The sequence below is a fragment of the Weizmannia acidilactici genome, assembly GCF_008974185.1.
GTDB lineage: Bacteria > Bacillota > Bacilli > Bacillales > Bacillaceae_C > Weizmannia > Weizmannia acidilactici.
Map to the genome: position 1 here is coordinate 85,909 of NZ_BKZP01000002.1, position 21,720 is coordinate 107,628.

20 protein-coding genes are annotated in these 21,720 nt (G+C 46.3%); 10 read left to right on the forward strand and 10 right to left on the reverse strand.

Annotated elements, in window-relative coordinates; all coding sequences use genetic code 11:
- The first annotated feature begins 62 nt into the window (after positions 1-62).
- The 4 genes from BpJC4_RS01445 (at position 63) to BpJC4_RS01460 (ending at position 4,864) form a co-directional block, all read left to right on the forward strand.
- A complete protein-coding gene (locus tag BpJC4_RS01445) occupies positions 63-1,424 on the forward strand; it encodes a YheC/YheD family endospore coat-associated protein (RefSeq protein WP_151680146.1) in 1,362 nt (453 codons plus the stop codon).
- Positions 1,421-2,611: a YheC/YheD family endospore coat-associated protein gene (locus tag BpJC4_RS01450; protein WP_151697449.1), complete on the forward strand. Its 1,191-nt coding sequence runs from the start codon at positions 1,421-1,423 to the stop codon at positions 2,609-2,611. The genes BpJC4_RS01445 and BpJC4_RS01450 overlap by 4 nt, the downstream gene beginning before the upstream one ends.
- Positions 2,612-2,767: 156 nt before the next feature.
- The gene (locus BpJC4_RS01455; protein ID WP_151680148.1) at positions 2,768-3,655 is read left to right on the forward strand and encodes a PucR family transcriptional regulator; all 888 of its coding nucleotides are present in this window, start codon (positions 2,768-2,770) and stop codon (positions 3,653-3,655) included.
- Positions 3,656-3,769: 114 nt separating this feature from the next.
- Positions 3,770-4,864, forward strand: a complete 1,095-nt coding sequence (locus BpJC4_RS01460; protein ID WP_151680149.1) for an ABC transporter ATP-binding protein — start codon at positions 3,770-3,772, stop codon at positions 4,862-4,864.
- Positions 4,865-4,899: 35 nt separating this feature from the next.
- Here the strand turns inward: BpJC4_RS01460 and BpJC4_RS01465 are convergent, their stop codons facing one another.
- Positions 4,900-5,166 (reverse strand): hypothetical protein, encoded by a 267-nt coding sequence (locus BpJC4_RS01465; RefSeq protein WP_253724279.1) that lies wholly within the window; start codon positions 5,164-5,166, stop codon positions 4,900-4,902.
- A gap of 280 nt (positions 5,167-5,446) precedes the next feature.
- Between BpJC4_RS01465 and BpJC4_RS01470 the strand changes: the two genes are divergently transcribed.
- Positions 5,447-5,653, forward strand: a complete 207-nt coding sequence (locus BpJC4_RS01470; RefSeq protein WP_151680150.1) for an alpha/beta-type small acid-soluble spore protein — start codon at positions 5,447-5,449, stop codon at positions 5,651-5,653.
- A gap of 54 nt (positions 5,654-5,707) precedes the next feature.
- Here the strand turns inward: BpJC4_RS01470 and fumC are convergent, their stop codons facing one another.
- Positions 5,708-7,096 (reverse strand): class II fumarate hydratase, encoded by a 1,389-nt coding sequence (gene fumC / locus BpJC4_RS01475; protein WP_151680151.1) that lies wholly within the window; start codon positions 7,094-7,096, stop codon positions 5,708-5,710.
- Positions 7,097-7,239: 143 nt separating this feature from the next.
- The gene (locus tag BpJC4_RS01480; protein ID WP_151680152.1) at positions 7,240-9,303 is read right to left on the reverse strand and encodes a transglycosylase domain-containing protein; all 2,064 of its coding nucleotides are present in this window, start codon (positions 9,301-9,303) and stop codon (positions 7,240-7,242) included.
- 234 nt (positions 9,304-9,537) lie between these two features.
- On the opposite strand from BpJC4_RS01480, the gene BpJC4_RS16435 reads away from it, so the two are divergent.
- A complete protein-coding gene (locus tag BpJC4_RS16435; RefSeq protein ID WP_253693537.1) occupies positions 9,538-9,639 on the forward strand; it encodes a universal stress protein in 102 nt (33 codons plus the stop codon).
- A gap of 506 nt (positions 9,640-10,145) precedes the next feature.
- Positions 10,146-10,274, forward strand: coding sequence for a YjcZ family sporulation protein (locus BpJC4_RS01490; RefSeq protein ID WP_151680153.1), 129 nt, complete (start codon positions 10,146-10,148; stop codon positions 10,272-10,274).
- Positions 10,275-10,498: 224 nt separating this feature from the next.
- On the opposite strand, the gene BpJC4_RS01495 is transcribed toward BpJC4_RS01490, so the two are convergent.
- The 7 genes from BpJC4_RS01495 to BpJC4_RS01525 form a co-directional block, all read right to left on the reverse strand.
- Complete coding sequence (locus BpJC4_RS01495) at positions 10,499-11,551, reverse strand: ABC transporter ATP-binding protein (protein ID WP_253693540.1); 1,053 nt, start codon at positions 11,549-11,551, stop codon at positions 10,499-10,501.
- A 26-nt stretch (positions 11,552-11,577) separates the two neighbouring features.
- On the reverse strand, positions 11,578-12,486 hold the full coding sequence (locus tag BpJC4_RS01500) for a C40 family peptidase (protein ID WP_151680154.1): 909 nt from the start codon (positions 12,484-12,486) through the stop codon (positions 11,578-11,580).
- Positions 12,487-12,628: 142 nt separating this feature from the next.
- Positions 12,629-14,242, reverse strand: a complete 1,614-nt coding sequence (locus BpJC4_RS01505) for a peptide ABC transporter substrate-binding protein (protein ID WP_151680155.1) — start codon at positions 14,240-14,242, stop codon at positions 12,629-12,631.
- Positions 14,243-14,346: 104 nt separating this feature from the next.
- Entirely contained in the window at positions 14,347-15,354 is a 1,008-nt protein-coding gene (locus BpJC4_RS01510; protein ID WP_151680156.1) for an ABC transporter ATP-binding protein, read from the reverse strand.
- Positions 15,355-15,359: 5 nt separating this feature from the next.
- Positions 15,360-16,313: an ABC transporter permease gene (locus BpJC4_RS01515; protein WP_151680157.1), complete on the reverse strand. Its 954-nt coding sequence runs from the start codon at positions 16,311-16,313 to the stop codon at positions 15,360-15,362.
- Between the two features lie 12 nt (positions 16,314-16,325).
- Positions 16,326-17,255, reverse strand: coding sequence for an ABC transporter permease (locus BpJC4_RS01520; protein WP_151680158.1), 930 nt, complete (start codon positions 17,253-17,255; stop codon positions 16,326-16,328).
- A 169-nt stretch (positions 17,256-17,424) separates the two neighbouring features.
- Entirely contained in the window at positions 17,425-18,129 is a 705-nt protein-coding gene (locus BpJC4_RS01525) for a gamma-glutamyl-gamma-aminobutyrate hydrolase family protein (protein WP_151680159.1), read from the reverse strand.
- A gap of 133 nt (positions 18,130-18,262) precedes the next feature.
- Between BpJC4_RS01525 and corA the strand changes: the two genes are divergently transcribed.
- The 3 genes from corA to BpJC4_RS01540 all read left to right on the forward strand — a co-directional run bounded on the left by corA (position 18,263) and on the right by BpJC4_RS01540 (position 21,690).
- Positions 18,263-19,213: a magnesium/cobalt transporter CorA gene (gene corA / locus BpJC4_RS01530; RefSeq protein WP_151680160.1), complete on the forward strand. Its 951-nt coding sequence runs from the start codon at positions 18,263-18,265 to the stop codon at positions 19,211-19,213.
- A 126-nt stretch (positions 19,214-19,339) separates the two neighbouring features.
- Complete coding sequence (locus BpJC4_RS01535) at positions 19,340-20,044, forward strand: SGNH/GDSL hydrolase family protein (protein ID WP_151680161.1); 705 nt, start codon at positions 19,340-19,342, stop codon at positions 20,042-20,044.
- Between the two features lie 662 nt (positions 20,045-20,706).
- Entirely contained in the window at positions 20,707-21,690 is a 984-nt protein-coding gene (locus BpJC4_RS01540) for an acyltransferase family protein (RefSeq protein ID WP_151697450.1), read from the forward strand.
- Positions 21,691-21,720 lie beyond the last annotated feature (30 nt).

Below are 21,720 nucleotides of genomic sequence, written 5' to 3' on the forward strand. Positions count from 1 at the left end.
TGTAAAAAAGGCTGGGGCGGAATTGGCCGCGCCGTCTTCCATTCGAAATGAGGTGCTTAAAAATGGCAAAAAAATATAAAATCGAGTTTTTTGACGAATCCGCCTCAATCCTCTACACCCCTTCAACCCTTGCTTTGCCAAAAAATATAAACAAAGCAGCTTTCGGTTCAAAAATCGTGCGGGCAAAAATTGAACCCCACCCGAACGGTCGCACCGTTTTTGCCGCCAGTACCGGTCTCGCGAACGAATTGCACATGCCAGCGTTTTTAACAGACATCCATTGTTTTCAAAGCAACCACATGCTATTGCTCGGGCCGCTCGTCGGTATTTTTACATCCGGCTTCACGCCTTTTGAAACCCGGCCGGCCGGGGCAAGGAGTAATATGTTTGCAAAGCTGCTGTCCGCCCAATCTGCTGCGGGAGTCGTGCCGTTCTTGTTTGGGGAAAAGCATATCGATTGGGAGCAGGGGTTCATCAACGGGTTTTTTTACGGAAAAGGTGGCTGGGAAAGCCGCACCGTCCCGTTTCCAAATGCAATTTATGACCGACTGCCGAACCGGAAAAGCGAGAAACTGAAAAATTCGCGGGAAGTCAAAGAAAAATTGGAGAAAGAATACTTTATCCCTTGGTATAATCCGGGATTTTTCAATAAGCTGGAGATCCACGAACAGCTGTTCCAGGACGTGTGGGCAAGCCGCTATTTGCCGGAAACCCACCCCCTTACATCATTCCACCAAATTGAGCGGATGCTGGCCGATTACGGGATGGTATACATTAAGCCAATGAACGGGAGCCTCGGCCTCGGCGTACACCAAATTCTTTATGACCGTGCATCCGGGGCGTATTTTTGCAGATACCGCAATACTTGCAACCGTTTGTTAAAATTTGGGCGCTTGGAAACGCTAATGAACCATGTTTTTTCAAAAAAACAGTGGGACCGCCTGATCGTCCAGCAGGGAATTTTCCTGATCACCGATAACGGGCGGCCGGTGGATTTCCGTATTCATACGAATAAAGACGAGGAAGGAAATTGGCATGTGACAGCGGTTGCAGCGAAAGTGGCCGGCCCGGGAAGCCCGACGACTCATATAAAAAACGGCGGTGAAGTAAAAACACTGGACGAGATTGCCGAAAACGAGGAGCAGCGAAAAAACTACCGGGACGTGCTTTCGGAAGCGGCGCTGGAACTGGCGCGTGCGATTGATGAACATATCGACGGCATCATTGCGGAAATCGGTTTTGACCTTGGGATCGGAACGGATGGCAAAGTGTGGCTGTTTGAGGCGAATTCAAAGCCCGGCCGCTCTATTTTTTCAAATCCTTCGTTGAAGGAATGCGATTTGCTGACGCGAAAAATGAGCTTATCATTTGCTGTTTATTTAACGGAACGGCAGGTGGAAGCGCCCGGGGAAATGTTCCCATGACAGTCGTCTATTTTGACCGTTCCAAAAAAATTTTTGCAAGGCGGCAAAAAACCCCGCTTTTTTGGGGGAAGGACAAAGAACTTCTTCCTTTTTCAGGCCAACTAAACAGGGAATGCAGTTTCCGCCTTGTCTTAAAAGGCGAAGCAGCCGGCCCGATTATCGGCATATTGGCTACAAAATCGCAAAAGGGGGTGATTTCAGGCAGCCGGGATTTTTATATCCGTATCCAGCAAAAACTGCAGGAAAAAGCGGGGGGCCTTTCTTTTTTATTCAGCTTGGAAGACATCCGGGGGGAAACCATCAACGGCCTTTTTTGGGATACAGGAAATGGAAAATGGCTGCGTGCCATTTTTCCCCTTCCAGATACAGTCTACAACCGCATCTCTTCGCGGGAAGAGGAATTGGCGGAAAGTTTTCTTCAGTTTTCCGCCCTGCTCAAGCAAAAGGGCATCCCTTTTTTCAACCCGCATTTTTTAAATAAATATCATTTGTACGAAACACTGCTGCAGCAGCCGGAGATTGCCCCTTTTCTTCCGGAAACGGTGCAGGTTACGGATCAGAATCATTTTTACTGCTTTCTAGAGCAGCACCGCGATGTGTATGTAAAACCTGCTGCCCGCTCGCAAGGTTACGGAATCAGGCGCGTTATTCAGCATGAAAATGGGCAGTTTGAATACGCATGCCCCTATTCGAGCCGGAAATTTACTGATTTCGCGGCAGTATGGTGGGAAATTGGAAAGCTCCTTGAAAAAGAGGCTTACCTTGCCCAAAAAACTGTGCAGACTGTGCCTCTTGAAGGAAAAAAATACGACTACCGCGTCCACACCCATTTTAACGGAAAACAGTACGAGGTGACAGGCGTCGGCATACGGTTGGCCCGCCCCGGGGGGATCACCACCCATACAGCAAAAGGCGGAGAAGCCGCACCGCTTCCGCCCGGCGCCAACACCAGCATTGTCAAGGAGATCACGCCGCTTATTGCGGCATGCGGCACGGCTTTATCAAAAGCATACGGTTTTTTCGGAGAATTCACCGCCGATATCGCGCCCGGGCTTGACGGAAGTCTTTACCTGTTTGAATTGAATGCCAAACCGATGGAATTTGATGAACCGGAAATAGAAGAGAAAAAAACGGAAAAACTTGTGGATTTGTTTTATATGCTTTCGGGATATGGGCCGGATGATTAACCGCTCCGGCACCATTCTCCCCCGGAATTCTTCCCCTGCCCCTTTTTGTCCTGGTTCTCTGGCTGCTTCCAATCTTCCCGATTGAAACCATTTCCCGTTTTACAAAAATTGATTAAAATAGACTATATTCGATCAAGATATAGGGGGATCCGACAAATGCTGGAAAGATTAAAAGCGCGTTATCCGAACGCCTGCTGTGCAGATGCCCCGATACCGATGAAACATATGGTTTGGTTTTGGCTGGAAGAAGAAAACCAGTATATAGGAATCGATCCCGGGGAACTGACCCGTGAAGAAATGCTTCTTCTTAAAACGGTTTTCCCAAAATTTTACGAAGAACAAGCTTTATTTGGCGAAGAGGCTTCCAAATGGTATGAATATCTTTTTTTGCCTGAAGCGCAGGCTCCTATTGAAAATGAAAATGCGATGTACCGCATCACCCAATTTTCCATTGCAAAAGAGGTGACGGACAGTTCCGAAGTCCAGGAAGCCTTAAAAAATATGTATGTGCACAATGTCACGGTTGCCATGATAAACAAGCGTGAGGGCATCATTATTGAAGAAAAAAATCAAACAGCGGCTGCTGAAGACGATCTGCAAGCTTCCATCCATGCATTCGAAAGCGATTTTTATATCCCGATTTCGCTGTATTTGGGGGAATTTAAGACAGTAAAAACGATCAAACCGTATTTCCGGCTCGAGCAGCAGCTTTTTGAATTTGCCCTCAGCCGTCATAAAAAACCCGCTCTATATACGATGCATTCCGTGCTTCCCCTTTATTTGCTGGAGCATATGCCTGAAGGTGAAAAGAAGCTTCTGTTCGAATCACTGCTTGAAATCTTTAAAGAGGACCGGGATATGCTGCAAACGGTCAAACTGTACCTGGAAAACTTTACAAATGCCAGTCTGACGGCAAAACAGCTGTTTATCCACCGTAATTCCCTGCAGTACCGTATTGAAAAATTTGAAGAAAAATCGGGCCTGAATTTAAAAAATTTTACAAGCGCCATGCTCGCATACCTTGCATGCCTGCAAATCCAATAACAGAAAATGGGCAAGGTGCCGAAAATGTTTTCAAAATTTTGTGCACCTTGCCCATAACTTATTGAAAAGGCTTTCTTTATAATAAAGGTAACAAATTGAAGGAGGCTTTTGACAATGACTGAACTGGTACTTGACCATATTTATAAAATTTACGACAATAACGTGACGGCTGTGTCCGACTTTAATTTACATATTAAGGATAAGGAGTTTATCGTATTTGTCGGGCCATCCGGTTGCGGAAAATCAACGACGTTAAGGATGATCGCAGGGCTTGAAGAAATTTCAAAAGGCGATTTGTACATGGACGGTAAAAAGGTCAATGATGTGGCGCCGAAAGACCGGGATATTGCAATGGTGTTCCAAAACTATGCACTTTATCCGCATATGACCGTTTATGATAATATGGCCTTCGGGCTGAAACTGCGTAAAGTGCCGAAAGCGGAAATTGACAAACGGGTACATGAAGCAGCGAAAATCCTCGGGCTGGAAGAGTATTTAAAGCGGAAACCGAAAGCGTTATCAGGCGGGCAAAGGCAAAGGGTTGCGCTTGGACGTGCGATTGTGCGCGATGCGAAAGTCTTCCTGATGGACGAGCCGTTGTCCAACCTGGACGCGAAACTGCGTGTACAGATGCGTGCCGAAATTGCGCGGCTCCATCAGCGTCTGCAAACGACCACGATTTATGTCACCCACGACCAAACAGAAGCGATGACGATGGCCTCAAGAATTGTAGTCATGAAAGACGGTGTCATCCAGCAGGTCGGAACGCCGCGCGAAGTATACGATACACCTGCAAACCTGTTTGTCGCCGGCTTTATTGGTTCACCGGCCATGAACTTTTTCCGCGGCAAAATGGATAACGGCAAATTCCATTTGAACGGCTCCGTTCAAATTGATGTTCCCGAAGGCAAAATGAAACACTTGAAAGACTATGTCGGTAAAGAAGTCATTCTCGGCATCCGTCCTGAAGACATTCACGACGAACCTGTCTTTATTGAGGCGGTCCCGGGTGCTTCCATCCGTGCTGTCATTGAAGTTTCCGAACTGCACGGCGCCGAAACGATGCTTTATTCGAACATTAACGGCCAAGATTTTATTTCCCGGATTGATTCAAGAACCATTGTTAAACCCGGCGATGAGATCACCCTCGGTCTTGATATGAATAAATCCCATTTCTTTGATGCTGAAACTGAATTGAGAATCGGTTAATGCCCTAAAAGCCAGCCGTCTGATTGCGGCTGGCTTTAAACTTTTCTATATGCGATTTCTTTCTTTTCTTCATAGCCGCAGTGCACACAATAGTAAAGATGGACGCACGTTTCTTTTTTTGTGCTGGCAGGGTCGCCATCCTCAAGCTTTTCCAAATCAATCTCCATATACGGGCTGTAATCATCAAAATAATCATACAGCTTTCCGCCGTCCGCCAGCGCTTTCCGGAAATTCGGACACTCCTCCTGCAATTCACCCAGCCCATTGCATATCAGGCAAATTTTCATCTTGTTCACCAACATTCCCGGACATTCTTAGGGGCTGTGTTATATTTGTTAACCACGGAAACAGCCCATGTTTCAATTTTAAAATGTACGGAAAACCAAAAGCTTATTCAAAGGGTGGTACCTAATTTTTACCAGTACGAAAAAAGAATAACTGCACCGCAATTCCGCATAATACATAGTACATAGAACAAGTTCCCGCTGGGTTAAACCGAGAAGGTGGCGGGCGAACAGTCCGCTTGCTGGTGCAATTCCAGCCGACCCAACCATAAACCATACAACGAGGAGATGACACCTTATGGCAAACAACAATAGTTCAAACCAATTGTTAGTAGATGGAGCTGAACAAGCGCTTGAGCAAATGAAATATGAAATTGCGCAGGAATTTGGCGTGAAACTCGGCGCAGATACAACTTCCCGCGCGAACGGGTCTGTCGGGGGAGAAATTACGAAACGCCTTGTCCAAATGGCCGAACAGCAGCTTGGCGGCACTATCCATCACTGACAATCTTAATAAAGAATGGATAAAAAGGGAGTCCTGCGCCTCCCTTCTTCGATGTTATTGTTTCAGATTTACCATTTTTTCCGGAACAATCCATTTATCATACTGTTCTTCTGTCACATAACCCGTTTTAATGGCGGCTTCTTTTAACGTGGTCCCTTCTTTAAAGGCTAGTTTTGCGATTTGCGCCGCTTTTTCATAACCGATATGCGGGTTTAAAGCGGTAACAAGCATGAGCGAACGGTTGACGTTTTCACGTAGCGTTTCAACATTCGGCTCAATGCCGCGGACGCATCTTTCATCAAACGACTTCATCGCATCGCCGAGCAGATGGACCGATTGCAGAAAGTTATAAATGATCACTGGTTTAAACACGTTTAATTCAAAGTTGCCCTGGCTTGCCGCAAACCCGATCGCGGCATCGTTCCCGAATACTTGTACCGCTACCATCGTTACCGCTTCACATTGGGTCGGGTTGACTTTTCCCGGCATGATTGAGCTACCCGGTTCATTGGCCGGGATTGTGATTTCCCCGATTCCACTTCTCGGGCCGCTTGCAAGCCATCTCACGTCATTGGCAATTTTCAACAAGTCGGCAGCAAGCCCCTTCAAAGCTCCGTGCACATGGACAAGCTCATCGTGGCTTGTAAGTGCATGGAATTTATTGTCCGAAGAACGGAATGGGTAGCCAGTCTGCTTTTCCAATTCTTCAGCAACTTTGTCCCCGAAAGTCGGATCGGCATTGATGCCCGTACCGACGGCAGTGCCACCGATAGCCAAGTTCAAAATATGTTTGGCGCTTTCTCTGATCATTTGTTCGCTTTTCTCCAGCATCGCCCGCCAGCCGCTAATTTCCTGGCCCAAAGTAAGCGGAGTGGCATCCTGGAGATGGGTGCGCCCAATTTTAATGATTTCCATATATGCTTTTTCTTTTTCAATAAGTGTTTGCTTTAACTGTTCAAGCGGCGGCAGCAGCCTCGTTTGCAGTTCGTGATAGGCGGCAATATGCATTGCGGTAGGGAACGTATCGTTCGAACTTTGCGACATATTGATATCGTCGTTCGGATGGACATGTTCCTGGCTGTTTTGTTCCGCAAGAATTTCATTCGCACGTCTTGCAACAACTTCATTGACGTTCATGTTCGATTGGGTGCCGCTACCCGTCTGCCATACGACAAGCGGAAAATGGCCGTCAAATTTCCCATCCAGCACTTCTTCGCACGCCTGCACAATCGCATCCTTTTTGGCATCCGACAATTTGCCGAGACGGTTATTGCCGATTGCGGCCGCTTTTTTCAAATGCGCAAAAGCGCGGATCACTTCCATCGGCATTTTTTCCCCGCCGATCGGGAAGTTCTCCTTACTCCGCTGCGTCTGCGCCCCCCAATATTTGTCTGCCGGTACCTTCATTTCTCCGAGAGTGTCTTTTTCAATGCGGTATTCCACTTTCTTCCCCTCCTGTATGTGCTTTCATTTTCTTTTTTGCAAAATGGCGGCCACTGTGCCATTATGTATTTGCAAATCTATTTTACTATAAATTCTTACAAAGAAACACCTGCAAGCTTCCAAAATGTGCAGGTGTTTCCTGTTTACTGCCCTAAAATGCCTTTTAACTGCTCCTTGATTTTATCGGCGGCGTCTTTCCAGAAGCCTTTGTTCTCTTCAATCGTTTCTTTTAGTTTATCCGCCTGCTCCTTAATCGTCTCATCGATATTTTGCAGTTTTTCTTTTAGCGGGCTGCCGTTTTTCTTTTGCTCGTTAATCGATTCCACGCCGAAATCGCCGGGCTTCGTATATTTTAATGTGGCATTCATGACTGCATTAAAAACCGGCACGATTCCCTGTTCACTTAAACCATACAAATAATGGTTGCGGTTGGTTTTATCATATCCCATCCATACAACACCAACGAGGTTTGGCGTGTAGCCGGCAAACCACTGGTCCATTGTCCCTTCTGCGCCACTGAAGGGAAGCTGCGTAGAACCTGTCTTGCCGGCAATCTTGTATCCCGGCACGCTCACGCCTTTGCCCGTCCCGGATTCGACAACATTCAACAGCATGGAAGTCATTTCCTGGGAAACTTTTTTCGAAGTCACCCTTTCCTGCTTGTCTTTATGTTCAACGATAACTTGTCCTGTCGGGCTGACAATTTTTTTAATGATGTGTACATCGGACCGATTTCCATTATTTGGAAAAGTCGTGTACGCTTGGGCGATTTCTTCCGGGGATACGCCATTTTGAATATTCCCGAGCGCAATTCCGAGCTGTTTATCACCTTTTGTCAACGGGATGCCGAATTTTTTGGCCGATTCATATCCCTTTTCCACACCGATTTTGTTCAGGAGCCATACAGCCGGAAGGTTCAGCGATTTTTCCACCGCCTCATACATCGGTACTTCGCCCAAATACTGGTTGTTATAGTTTTTCGGTGCATAGCCGCCCCTAAACGTCATTTCTTTGTCTTTTAACATGGAATCGGGAGTATATCCTTCTTCGAGCGCCGGGGTATACACGGTGATCGGCTTCATAATCGACCCTGGCTGGCGCTTCAGCTGCGTCGCCCTGTTAAAGCCGCGGAACACTTTCTCTCCTCTCCCCCCGACAAGGCCGCGCACGCCGCCGGTTTTAGGGTCAACAAGAATGGCCCCGCTTTGGATCATTTGGTCGGATTTTCCAGCCGGAAAAAGTGAATTTTGCTGGTAAACATTTTCTAAAGAAGATTGGATGTTTTGGTCCATTTCCGTATAAATTTTATATCCCCTTGTCAAAATCTCTTCCTGTGTAAGGCCGTACTGATTGATCGCCTCATCCAAAACCGCATCGACATAATACGGGTATTTGCCTTTCAGCGCATCGGTCTTTTTGTCTTTCAGCACGAGCTTTTCGCTTTTTGCGGCTTTATACTCTGCTTCGGTTATCATTCCGTACTGTTTCATTACGCTAAGTACAACATTGCGGCGCTGGATGGCGCGGTCGTAATGGTGGTAAGGGTCCAGTGCACTCGGGGAATTGACGAGCCCCGCCAATGTTGCCGATTCGGATAAATCAAGGTCCTGGATGTCCTTGCCAAAATATTTATTGGCCGCTTTTTGGACGCCCCATGCCCCTTCGCCGAAATACACCTGGTTCAAATACATTTCCAGTATCTCTTTTTTTGTATAATGTTTTTCAATTTCAATTGCCAAGAAGAGCTCCTGTATTTTCCTTTTTAACGTCCGTTCCGGGGAAAGGAGCGCATTTTTCGTTAACTGCTGGGTGATGGTGCTCCCCCCGGCGGCCGCCCCTCCTGCTTTGATATCTTTCAAAAGGGCACTCATTGTGCCGATAATATCAAAACCGTGGTGTTTGTAAAAACGGTGGTCTTCAATCGCTACAATCGCATTTTGAAGATCTTCGGGCATTTTTTTAATGGAGACTCCTTCCGAGCGATTCGCCGAGATTTTACTTGCGACGTCCCCATCCTTGTCATAGATGATGGTTGCCTGCTCGAGCCCTTTTTTCAGCTGCCCGACATTCGCACTTTTTGCGTAGTAAGCAAAAAAAGCCAAAAAGGCAAGCAGCGAGACGGAGGCCAGTAAAATAACGATCTGGGTCATATGTGCCTTTTTCCAATATTCTTTTATAATATTCCAAAAAGGTTTGATTCTGTCCATTTATGATCCTGCCTCATCTTTCCACAATCTGAAAAACTCCTACTCAAGCATCTTTTTTTGTGCTCTTATGCAAAAGCATAGTATGAATGCAGGGAAAAATCAATGCAATCTGTGGAGTGCGACTTAAAACAGCGGATATTTTTTGCATTTCCCGCAAAAACGTTATTTTTGATGCCAATTTCGGTTAAAGAATAAAAAGGGTGATGAAAGCCATATACGAGAGGATGATGGTGAATGTACAAGCATATTGTCATTGCATACGATGATTCGGATGGGTGCAGAAAAGCGCTGGAAAGGGCTGCAGAATTTGTGCTAGCTGTAATGGGGTTAAATTAACCGTTATCCATGTCAATCTGGGAAGCGAAGAAACAGCTCCGGTGCCGGATGAAAATATTAGCGTTCCTCCAACGGTTTCCGTCCCCGGTCTCGATGAAAGGGTATACCCGATTGATGCGGCAATACACGCCACACAGCAGATCATCATGAACGATGCCGAAGAAACGATTCATCATGCCAGAGAATTTTTGGAAGTGATCGTAATCCAGGCCGACTATCATATTTTGAAGGGGAAAGTTACCGAAAGTATTTGTGATTTTATCCGTAAACATTATTGCCGGCAACAGCGGAAAAATCGGCGTAAAAAGCCCGCTTCTCGGAAATGTCAGCCAAAGCCTTGTTAAAAGCGCGGAAGTTCTTGTTGTAAAATAGGGCGACTTGTCTGCCGAAATGAAAGGAACTTGACACAAAAGCTTTTTTGCGTTTCTTTCCGCTATAAGTCCAAACCTCCTACTGCATTTCCGCATACATTAACAATGCATTATGGAAAGACGGAGGTGAAGAAAATGGGCTTCTGGGGCTGCGGTTATGGTTACGGCGGCTACGGATTTGGCGGTTACGGCCACAACAACTTCGCTCTGATCGTTGTGCTGTTTATCCTGCTGATCATTGTTGGCTCTGCTTTTATGTTCTAAGTGATAAAGAATGGGCGGGCCCGGCGCTCAGTTAAAAAGCCCGGGCTTAAGCCCTTTGACTCTAGGTAAGGAGCGCTTCCTCCAATATTTTCACATACTTGCAAGCAAATGCCGATCCTCATAAATGGATCTAGCCTTTTCTTCCAGTTATGCTGCATACATACGATACTTTTTCCCATAAAAAATGCCGGCATCTTTCTCCACGCCGACCAATTCTATATGTTTTACTGATAATTTCCATTTCTTAATAGCGAACCAGTGCCGGCAGTTTTTCGCGGAACTGCTGCGCCTTCAACCCGTTCCATCGGTTTGCCTTTCCTATCATAAAGGTGGCATGCGACATAATGGAGTTCTTCCACTTCCAGCCACTGCGGTTTCACACTTGCACATATGTCCATCGCTTTCGGGCATCTTGTCCGGAACACGCATCCGCTTGGGGGATTGATCGGGCTCGGGATTTCCCCTTTTAAAATGATCCGTTCCCTTTTATCTTCAATTTTCGGATCAGGGATTGGAATCGCCGACAGCAGCGCTTCGGTGTAAGGATGAAGCGGTTTGCGGTACAAGTTTTTGCTCCCCGTCAATTCGACTAGATGGCCGAGGTACATCACGCCGATCCGGTCGCTGATATGCTTGACCATCGATAAATCATGGGCAATAAATAAGTAAGTTAAGTTTTTGTCTCTTTGCAGTTTTTTCAATACGTTGACAACCTGCGCCTGAACGGAAACATCCAGTGCGGAAATCGGCTCATCGCAAATGATGAATTCCGGGTCAAGCGCCAGCGCCCTAGCAATGCCGATCCTTTGCCGCTGCCCTCCGCTGAATTCATGCGGGTAACGGCTTGCATGTTCTTTGTTTAGCCCGACTTCTTTCAGCAATTCATAAATTCTTTCGAGCTCTTCCCGTTTATTTTTATAAATGCCGTGGACTTCAAGCGGTTCAGCAATAATTTCACGGACTGTCGCCCGGGGATTCAGGGAAGCATAAGGGTCCTGAAAAATCATTTGGACGTTCCTTTTCATTCGGAAACTTTCATGTTCGTCCAGTGCATGGATGTCTTTTCCATTGTAGAGGATTTGCCCGCCGGTCGGCGTATAGATCCCCATGATGAGCCTGCCTGCAGTTGATTTCCCGCACCCGGATTCGCCGACAAGACCAAACGTTTCCCCTTTATAAATATCAAAATTGAGATCATCCACGGCTTTTAAAAATTGTTTCTTTCCCATATCAAAATATTTTTTCACATGTTTAACTTCCAGCAGTTTTTCCATCATGGTGCACTCCTTTCATCCCGGCTGTTTTATTTCCAGTACCGCCTTGCACGGCAAAGTTCCTTTTCATAAATGGTTCCTTCCAGTGCCAGCAGTTCAACGGACTTTCCCGTTTTCGGGGAGTGGAGCAGTTTCCCGTCCCCCGCATAAATACCGACGTGGTGGATGGCACCTTTTCCTTCTTCATGCGCGAAAAACAAAAGGTCCCCCGGCGTAATCCTTTCAAGTGGGACATCTTCACCGCTTTCCGCCTGTTCACAGGCATCCCGCGGTATAATCATTCCGGTTGCCGCCCTCACCATCGTATAGGAAAATCCCGAGCAGTCATAACCAAATCCACTCATGCCTCCCCATAAATACGGAAGGCCGAGAAACATTTTTCCTGCTTTCAAAATATGCCGGTTTTGCTGCCCCGGACTACTGCCGCCGAACTGTACATCACTTTTTTTGAAAAATCCGGTGCCCGAAACCGTCCTGACTTTTACCCAGCTCGTGTTTTCATCCATTACCGGCAGGCAGGTTTGGAAACTTGCTTCAAATACAGGCATTTGATTTTCATCGTATAAAGGGGAGGTCGGCTTGTTGACAGCAGCGAAACCGGAGCCTGCAAGCGGCCCTTCCGCTCTTTTCAGCTGTCGGAGGGGCATCCAGCCGGGGTAGCCGTCTAAGTGTTTGACGGAAGGCTGTTCAGGAATCGAAACGTATGCCCATTCCCCTTCTATCTGATGGACCACTGCTTTCTGCCCGTAAAGCGCCTGCGTCTGGATTTTATTTTTACGCCAAAATTCAAGCCGCTGTTCCACAGTGAGGTTCCTAAGCCATTTTTTCATATTAGCCGGATTTTGGAGCGCTTCAGCATCCCATTCATCTGGAGATTGTTTTGATGTCCAAAGTGTCGCAACAGCGGTACTGATCAAATAAACCTGCCTTGCGTCCATGTTTGCCCCCCATTTAGGTTGAATGGCCGTACAAAGTTTTTTATGCGAAATCCCCTTGCATAGAGGATACTTCGTAAATGCAAATCATGATTAAAAACATTCAACGTGGAAAAGCCTGGTGCCCCGCTGAATGCCGGTTAATTTATTTAACATCTGCCCATTTCAACTCAAGATAGCCGACAGGGTGCCGGACGATGCCGGTCACATTGTCATTTTGCAAATACACCTGGTTATAAAAGTACAATGGGAAAATTGGCATATCGTCAAACAGGATCTTTTCCGCTTCATGCATCAATTCGTATCGTTTCGTTTCGTTTGTTTCGTTTTTCGCTTCTTTTATCAATTGGTCATACTTTTTGTCGCTCCAGCCGGTTCTATTCATCGTATGCCCGGTCTGGAAATTTTCCAGGAAGTTGATCGGATCCCCGTAGTCGGCGAGGAACGAACTGCGGGACAATTGGAATTTCAGTTTTTTCTGTTCGTCCTGGAATACATTCCATTCCATATTGGCTAGCTTTACATGGACCCCTAGATTTTCTTTCAGCATTTGCTGGATCGTTTCGGCGATTTTTTTATGGACAGGATCCGTGCTGTAAGTAAGCGTCACTTGCGGAAGTTTCGTGTAGCTTTCTTCCTGCATCCCTTTTTTCAAGAGCGCTTTTGCTTCTTTCACATTCGTGGAGTACAGGTTGCCGCCTTTTTTCCTGAAGTCGCTGCCGTCCGGCTCGGTAAAGCCGTAAGAAACAAAGCCGTAAGCCGGTTTTTCTTTATTTTTCGTAACATATTTGACGATTTGTTTCTGGTCGATGGCCATGGCGAATGCTTTCCGGATATTTTTATTCTGGAACGGTTCTTTTGTGACATTAAAACGGTAAAAGTATGTGCCCGCCTGGTCCTCAACTTTAACTTTTCCTTCTTTAAACAGTTGTTCTGCCAGGTCGGACGGTACATCCGAAACGTCAAGTTCGCCGTTTTGGTACATTTGGTATTCGGTATTCGGGTCGTCAACCTCGGCCCAGTTGATTTTGTCAATTTTTACATTTTTAGCATCCCAGTAATTTTCGTTCTTCACCATCGTAAAATGGTCATCATGTTTCCAATCCGATAACTTAAACGGGCCGTCAGAAACATATGTCTTGGCTTCGGCATACCATTTCGAATTCTTTTGTGCCACTTTTTCGTTAATCGGGAAAAAGGCCGGGTTGGCAATGACGTTCAGGAAATAAGCCTGCGTACCTGTTAAGGTGACTTCAAAAGTTTTATCATCCAACGCTTCGACTTTTACATTATCTTTTGACCCTTTTCCGGTGTTGTATGCTTCCCCTCCTTCAATAAAATAGCCTAAAAATGCTGCAGGGGATGCGGTTTTCGGATCAAGCAGCCTTTTCCATGCGTACTCAAAATCGCCTGCCGTGACCGGGTCGCCGTTTGACCATTTTGCGTTTTCGCGGAGATGGAACGTATACGTTTTGCCGCCGTTTGATACATCCCAGTTTTTTGCGATTGCCGGATGCGGCTTATTGTCTTTGCCGAGCCGGACAAGCCCTTCCATCAAATTATTCAGGGCGTTCCAGGAAACCGAATCAAACCCGATAGGCGGATCAAATGAAGTCGGTTCGGCACCGTTGTTTAAATTCAATACCTTTTCTTTGCTATTGCCGCTTGAACTGTTTTTTGAGCTGGATTGGCTTGTCGTACACCCGGCGAGCGAGACAACAAGCGCAATCATGGCGAGAATGCCCCAAAACTTTTTCATACTTTTCCCCCTTTTCTTTTTCCGCATTACGGAAAGCTTTCTCCCTGAAGATCGTCTGGTGCATCGGCTGCCCGTAAATGCATATATATGGTCATTTATTTCATCTACAGGCGTCCGCCCATAGTTAAAAACGCATATTTCGCCCGTTCATCCTGGAGCCAGCAGTAAACAGAATGGGACGCTGATTTCTTGGAATGGAAAGGTTCAACGCGGCTGCACACTTCCATCGCCATCGGGCATCTCGCCGTAAACGGGCAGCCCGGAGGAGGCGCAAACAAATCGGGCGGCGTGCCGGGAATCGGGATGAGCTCCCCTTCTTCCATATCAAGCCTCGGCACCGAATTCAGCAAGCCTCTCGTATAAGGATGCTCAGCATTGTAAAAAATTTCTTCCCTCGTACCGGTTTCAACAATTTTTCCGGCATACATGACAGCGATGCGGTCAGCAACCTGGGCAACCACCCCCAGATCGTGGGTAATCAAAATGATCGAGACACCCGTCTCCCTTTGGATTTTCTTAAACAGTTCAAAAATCTGCGCCTGAATAGTCACATCCAAAGCGGTTGTTGGTTCATCCGCAATGATGATTTCCGGGTTGCAGATCAATGCCATAGCGATCATAATACGCTGGCGCATGCCGCCGCTGAATTGATGGGGATACTGTTTCATCCGTTCATGCGGGCTTGGGATGCCGACTGTATGTAAAATGTCCACCACCATTTGAACGGCCTCCTCGTGGAAAAGCTTTTGGTGCTCCTTTACCACTTCAAGCAATTGGTTCCCGATCGTAAGCGTCGGGTTCAGCCCTGTCATCGGATCTTGGGAAATCATCGAAATTTCGGATCCGCGGATTTTCCGCATTTGCTTTTCACTGTATTTTAAAATATCCGTGCCTTTAAAACGTACGGATCCGCTTAAGCGCTTTACATTTGAAGCCGGCAGAAGCTGCATAATCGATTGGGAAGTCACGCTTTTGCCGCATCCGGATTCTCCGACAATCGCCAGCGTCTCCCCCTTGTTTAATTGAAAACTGACCCCGCGCACGGCCTGTACGGTTCCGCCATGGGTGGAAAAAGAAACTTGCAGGTCTTCCACTTCCAAAATCTTTTCCAAATCCCTCACCTCCTCAGCTTTGGATCGAGCGCATCCTGCAGGCCGTCGCCAAGCACATTAAAGGCAAACATTGTCAGCGAAATAAAGAAGGCAGGGAAAAACAGGCGCCACCACTGTCCCGTCAAGATGGCCGACAAACCGTCATCCGCCATTACGCCCCAGCTCGCATGGGGTGCCTGGACGCCCAATCCTAAAAAGCTGAGGAAGGCTTCGCTAAAAATCGCGCTCGGCACCGTCAAGGTCATTTGTACGATGATCGGCCCCATTGTATTTGGCAGAAGATGTTTGCGTATGATCCGCGGAGTTTTGGTCCCAAATGTCCTAGACGCCATAACAAATTCATAGTTTTTAATTTGCAAAACCTGGCCCCGCACAATCCTTGCCATGCCGACCCAGCCCGTTACCGTAAGAGCTACGATGATGGTCCCGAGACCTGGCCCCATGACGACCATCAGCAGAATGACGACAAGCAAGTAAGGAAGACCGTACAGCACCTCAATAATCCTCATCATAATCTGGTCGGTCCTGCCGCCTTTATAGCCGGCAATTCCCCCGTATATGATGCCGATAAAAAATTCGATGATTGCCGCCATAAAGCCGACAAACAGCGAAATGCGAGCGCCGTACCATGTTCTCGAAAACATGTCGCGCCCGAGCTGATCGGTTCCGAACCAATGCTCTTTTGAAGGCGGAAGATTTTGGTTTGTTAATGAAAGTTTCGTTACACTTTGCGGCGCAATCATCGGGCCGAAAATCGCCATGATAATGAGAAAAATAAGCACAGCAAGCCCGAGCATGGCCAGCTTGTTTTTCGAGAGCCGATACCAGACGTCGCGCCAGTAAGAAATGCTCGGCCTGACTACGGCTTCCTGCATGTGGCCGTCCTTCTTTTTCGGGACAAACCATTCATCGGGAATCTCTGAAGCGGTTCGGATTTTTTCTTGATTGGCTGCTTGCATACCGACCACCCCCTATTGCTCTTTTTTATGTAATTTAATCCGCGGATCAAGGATTCCGTATGCGATATCGACCAAAAACAGCATGATGATCAAAAAAATGCTGTAAAATACGGTTGTCCCCATGATAACCGGATAATCCCGGTTGTTAATGCTTTCGACAAAATATTTTCCCATGCCCGGAATGGCGAATATTTTCTCAATGACAAAGCTGCCCGTCAATATGCTTGCCGCAAGCGTCCCCAAAATCGTAACGACCGGCATCAGCGCATTTCTCAGGGCATGTTTGATGACAATTTTTACGGGGGAGAGCCCTTTCGCACGGGCGGTTTTCATATAATCCTGTGTCAGCACTTCCAGCATGCTGGACCTTGTTAAACGGGCAATGATGGCCATGGGGCTGACCGCCAAGGCGGCTGTCGGCAGGATCATATGGGATGGGGATGTCCATGTTGCGGCGGGAAGAATTTTTAAATTGACGGCAAACTCCTGGATCAACAATGTCGCAAGGATAAAGTTCGGTATGGAAATGCCAAGCACGGCGAAGGTCATGGCCAAATAGTCAATGACGCCGTTATGTTTCAGCGCTGCAAAAACCCCGAGCAGGATGCCGGAAAAAATGGCAACAATGAGCGCAGTCATGCCAAGCTCAAGCGAAACAGGAAACCCTCTGCCAAGCATGTCATTCACTGTCTGGGATGGTTGCTTAATGGACGGGCCAAAGTCAAAAAGCACAATCGACTTTAAGTAGTACAAATACTGTACATACATCGGCTTATCCAAATGGTATTGCGCTTTCAAGTTTTGCTGCACCGCTTCTGACGTATTGCGTTCCTGGTTAAAAGGCGAACCAGGGATCGCATGCATTAAAATAAAAGTCAGCGTCGTAATCACCCATAATGTGACAACCATGGCAGCCAATCTTTTGAGTATGTACCTTGCCATTTGCGAACACCTTCTTATGGAAAATACGTGTACTATAGCTTCCAATTTTGCATTATATTTTCTTTTATATAATAAAAATGCAAAAAATTCAATACCATCTAATTTTTATTTCTATTTAATGATGTTTTTATTATTTGATATAATGAGCGTTTTTACATTTGAAATAGGTTTAATTCCCACGGCAGGCACGGATAAAAGCAGAAAAAATATTTTTTGACACAAGGTCGTTTTTTCCGATCAGCGCTTCCGGATGCCACTGCACACCGATCGCAAAACGGGCGGCGCAATTTTCCACAGCTTCAATGATCCCGTCAGACGCTCGGCCGCAAACTTCAAACGGTTTTGGCACCGTTCGGACGGCTTGGTGATGGAAAGAATTGACTTTAATAAAGTGGCATCCCGCCAGTTTTTCCAACAGGCTGCCGGGCGATAGCTTGACAGTATGGGACAAATGAGTACGGGCCGCCTGCTGCCTATGCTGCAACAGCTTGGCATCCATTTGGCTGTAAATATCCTGGAACATATCCCCCCCTGCCGCCACTGTTAACACCTGCATCCCCCTGCAGATAGCAAGGAGCGGCATGTCTTTTATAAGCACCTGCCTGCACAACTTGATTTCAAAAGCATCCCGCCCCGGTTCGATCTCCCCAAGTCCGGGCACCGGCTCTTCCCCAAACCAAAACGGATCGATATCCCCTCCTCCCGAAAGCAGAATTCCGTCCACTTTGGACAATAATAAAGGTATGTCTTCTTCTCCCCCTACAGGCAGCAGAACCGGGACGCCGCCGGCATAGCGGATGGCCAACACATAATCATCCGCCAAATAGTGTGACTTGTGATTTACACTACATGTAACGCCAATCACCGGCTTCATTTTGCAATCCGCCCTTTCATTATGGATGGCAGCATAAGCAATGCCATAGTAAAATAGTGTAAAATATTGATTTGCCGCTCCCTGCTTGACAGGTGCTTGCGGCAAACACCATGAAAAAAGGAAGTGTCTTTTCATGATACATATTATGGCAATGACAAAAGAAAATGAGCTGAAAATGGCCAAAAGCATTGAGGAACTTCTGGAAGGCGATTGGAAGTGGTATTGGATCGATTTTGACCGGCCGTCGGAAGAAGAAATATTAAAACTGCGCGAACCGCTTCATTTCCATCCGCTTGCGATTGAAGACTGCATCCATAAATTACAGAGGCCGAAACTGAACTATTATGAGGACCATGTTTTTTTTGTATTCCAAAGCCTTAATCCGCATAAGCTGCACAAAGAAGAATTGAATATGTTTTTAGGGGACCATTTTGTTGTTTCCTTCCACCACCTGCCATCAAAGGAAATCAGCGAGGTACGGGATAAGCTGGAAAAAACGGAGCAGTTTGAAAGATGGGGGCCGGCGGTTATTTTATATGAAGTGCTGGATAAAATCGTGGATGATTATTTTCCTTATTTATATAAAATCGAAGACCGCCTGAATGAAATTGAGGACAATTCCAAGAACGAAACGATGGAAGCTTTGCTGGAAAGCCTTTATTCGACACGGCATGATTTGCTTGTTTTAAGGAATACGATTACGCCAATGACCGATTTAGTTTACCGGATGTTGAATTCCCACCGGCTTCCCGGGATTCAGGAAAAAATGGCTTATTTTCACGACATCCATGACCACTTAATAAAACTTTCCGGCATGGTCGAATCGAATCGCGAATTTACGGCTGATATCAGGGACAGTTATTTGTCTTTAAACTCGCACCAGACGAACAGGGTTATGAAAATCCTGACCATTTTTACCACCATTTTTATGCCGCTGACATTTATTGCCGGCGTCTACGGTATGAATTTTGAATACATGCCCGAGCTGAAATGGAAATACGGCTATTTCGCCACCCTGATCGTCATGTTCCTCATCGGCTCCGGCATGACGTACTGGTTTATCAAAAAAGGTTGGCTGAAATAAGAAAAGCGGAGGACATTTGACAAACAGCGCAAAGGCTTGTCGAAAATCCCGGGCAGGTTTACAATAAAAATGGTTAAATCGTTCTAATTTTTTGAATGATTACATGAATTCCAGGGAGGCCCACATATGAAAATTGTCTGTTTCGGGGATAGTATTACAAGAGGTGTAACATGCATTAGGGGAAGGCTCCGCATCATTAAGGAAAATTATCCTGCGGTGCTTCAACATTTTTTTGCCCAGAAAGATACGGAAATCGTCAATAGAGGTGTCTTTAATGACAATTCCGACCTGCTCATCAAACGCCTGGATAAAGATGTGATCAGCGAGCATCCCGACGCCGTGCTCATCTGCATCGGGGGAAACGACTGCAATTTTAAATGGAACGAAGTCGTGGAAAGACCGGATGAACCGCATGTTCCGATTGTACCGCTTGAACGTTACATCAACAATATCAAGCAGATTGTAAAAGCAATAAAGGATCATGGCATTACTCCTGTTTTGCTGACGCTGCCCCCTCTTGATCCGAAACGCTATTACCAGTCCATCAGTACACGGTTCGGCAAGAATATCAGCCATTGGATCGGAATGACGGGCGGAATTGAGCATTGGCACGGCAATTATAACCGCAGCCTGAAAAAATTGATGAAACAGCTGAGTGTGCCCAGCATTGACGTCCGCACCGCGATCAAAGGGGCAGGGAACTTAAGGGAATTCATCAGCGATGACGGGATCCACTTAACTGCCGAAGGATACATAGTCATGGCAAAAAAAATTTTTAACGATTTAACTGCATTACAGTTCACGAGCCAAAAAGCTGGAAACGGAATTTGAATTCAGTGGATCCGGCCGAATATACCGTATGCAAACGGATCTTCTTTCTGAAGCAGGTGGTTCTTTTCCGCCTGCTTCAGAAGGTTGTGGGCGATGGGACCAGCACGAATTCGATGTTTACCTTGGCCAACACCCGCAATGAAAATCTGCGGAACGACCGATTGCTTCGATATGACTGAACACGCTTTCTACCTCGATTTTTCTCCGAGCATAAATTTGCGCGTCCTCGTCAGACCAAAGGCTCTTTTTGGCTTTTGCTTTCGTACACCTCTCTTTTACAGCCTGTACAGTCTTCACACTCATCAATTTTAAAGCCACGTGTTAACCCATACTGGAGTCAGGCGAGACCCCTCGTGCTGAGAGAGGAGCGAGGAGGCTCGCGACGCGTGCGGAAAGCGAGTGAATTTCGCGATCATCAACATTCTCAGATAACATTACCTTACATAAAGAAAGGGGGTGCCCCCACGTCAATCTACCGACTTTTTGACAGCACCCTTGCATGTGCTTTGTCCTTTATCAAAATTCCTTAAAATCATTTTTACAAATCTGTAACAAAAAAATTGTATAATGTAAATCGCTAATAATACACCCATAAACCGGCCTTTACACCGGAAAAAGGGTAATTCATTGATCGGAATAAACATGCTTTACGGAGGTTAAGGATGTCCGCTTCACAAAGAAGTTCTTACTTTGATAACGCAAAATTTATTTTGATTTATCTTGTTGTTCTCGGGCATCTGATCAGCCCGTTCAAAAGCCAGGACAATTTTCTTTTTACTTTGTATACCGTTATTTTCCTGTTCCACATGCCCGCTTTTATTTTGATTTCGGGCTATTTTTCAAAAGGATACAAAAAGAAAGGCCATCTTTTAAAATCGTTCAAAAAAATCCTTGTCCCGTATTTTATTTTCCAAAGCATTTATTCCATTTATTATTACTGTACGGGGGAAGAATCTAAACTGACATTTAATTACTTAGAACCGCACTGGACATTATGGTTTTTGCTCAGCCTGTTCTTTTGTAACCTTTTGCTGCACCTGTTTGCCCGATTCCGCTGGGCAGGCTTGGCGGCGGCATCGGTAATCGGGATCGGGATCGGATATTGGGATGATGCCGGAAGTTACCTCAGCCTGTCCCGGACTTTCGTTTTTTTCCCGTATTTTCTCCTAGGGCATTTGCTTGAGCCGCAGCATCTGCAAAAAATCAGAAATATTCCACATGGCTCGGTGATCGGTATTTTCATCCTGAGTGCCGCGCTGCTGGCCGCCGGATTCTCTTTTCCGAAAGACGCTGTGCCATGGCTCCTTGGCGATACTTCTTATGCCGGCATGGGCGCGGAACATTGGTTTGACGGGCTAATTAGGCTTGGGCAGTATGGCTTAACGATTATTGTTATTCTTGGATTTTTCCTTTTAATTCCGAGCAAAGGCTACAAATGGACCAATATCGGCGAGCGAACGCTGTATGTGTATTTGCTCCACGGATTCATCATTAAAACGATGGAGGTATTCGCCTCCGACAATGTCCTTGAATGGCTTGCAGGCAACTACCTGCTGCTGATCGCCGTTCCCCTCGGCATCTGCCTGTTTCTCGGCAGCTATTATATCCGGAAATTTACCAAACCGATTATTGAACTCCGGTTTTAAGGGAGGATTTATTGCCGGATCTGTTTGATG

Coding starts and splice junctions, on each gene's coding strand:
- BpJC4_RS01445 (WP_151680146.1), top strand. CDS start 63: ATGGCAAAAAAATATAAAATCGAGTTTTTTGACGAATCCGCCTCAATC.
- BpJC4_RS01450 (WP_151697449.1), top strand. CDS start 1,421: ATGACAGTCGTCTATTTTGACCGTTCCAAAAAAATTTTTGCAAGGCGG.
- BpJC4_RS01455 (WP_151680148.1), top strand. CDS start 2,768: ATGCTGGAAAGATTAAAAGCGCGTTATCCGAACGCCTGCTGTGCAGAT.
- BpJC4_RS01460 (WP_151680149.1), top strand. CDS start 3,770: ATGACTGAACTGGTACTTGACCATATTTATAAAATTTACGACAATAAC.
- BpJC4_RS01465 (WP_253724279.1), bottom strand. CDS start 5,166: ATGTTGGTGAACAAGATGAAAATTTGCCTGATATGCAATGGGCTGGGT.
- BpJC4_RS01470 (WP_151680150.1), top strand. CDS start 5,447: ATGGCAAACAACAATAGTTCAAACCAATTGTTAGTAGATGGAGCTGAA.
- BpJC4_RS01480 (WP_151680152.1), bottom strand. CDS start 9,303: ATGGACAGAATCAAACCTTTTTGGAATATTATAAAAGAATATTGGAAA.
- BpJC4_RS16435 (WP_253693537.1), top strand. CDS start 9,538: ATGTACAAGCATATTGTCATTGCATACGATGATTCGGATGGGTGCAGA.
- BpJC4_RS01490 (WP_151680153.1), top strand. CDS start 10,146: ATGGGCTTCTGGGGCTGCGGTTATGGTTACGGCGGCTACGGATTTGGC.
- BpJC4_RS01495 (WP_253693540.1), bottom strand. CDS start 11,551: ATGATGGAAAAACTGCTGGAAGTTAAACATGTGAAAAAATATTTTGAT.
- BpJC4_RS01500 (WP_151680154.1), bottom strand. CDS start 12,486: ATGGACGCAAGGCAGGTTTATTTGATCAGTACCGCTGTTGCGACACTT.
- BpJC4_RS01505 (WP_151680155.1), bottom strand. CDS start 14,242: ATGAAAAAGTTTTGGGGCATTCTCGCCATGATTGCGCTTGTTGTCTCG.
- BpJC4_RS01515 (WP_151680157.1), bottom strand. CDS start 16,313: ATGCAAGCAGCCAATCAAGAAAAAATCCGAACCGCTTCAGAGATTCCC.
- BpJC4_RS01520 (WP_151680158.1), bottom strand. CDS start 17,255: ATGGCAAGGTACATACTCAAAAGATTGGCTGCCATGGTTGTCACATTA.
- BpJC4_RS01525 (WP_151680159.1), bottom strand. CDS start 18,129: ATGAAGCCGGTGATTGGCGTTACATGTAGTGTAAATCACAAGTCACAC.
- corA (WP_151680160.1), top strand. CDS start 18,263: ATGATACATATTATGGCAATGACAAAAGAAAATGAGCTGAAAATGGCC.
- BpJC4_RS01535 (WP_151680161.1), top strand. CDS start 19,340: ATGAAAATTGTCTGTTTCGGGGATAGTATTACAAGAGGTGTAACATGC.
- BpJC4_RS01540 (WP_151697450.1), top strand. CDS start 20,707: ATGTCCGCTTCACAAAGAAGTTCTTACTTTGATAACGCAAAATTTATT.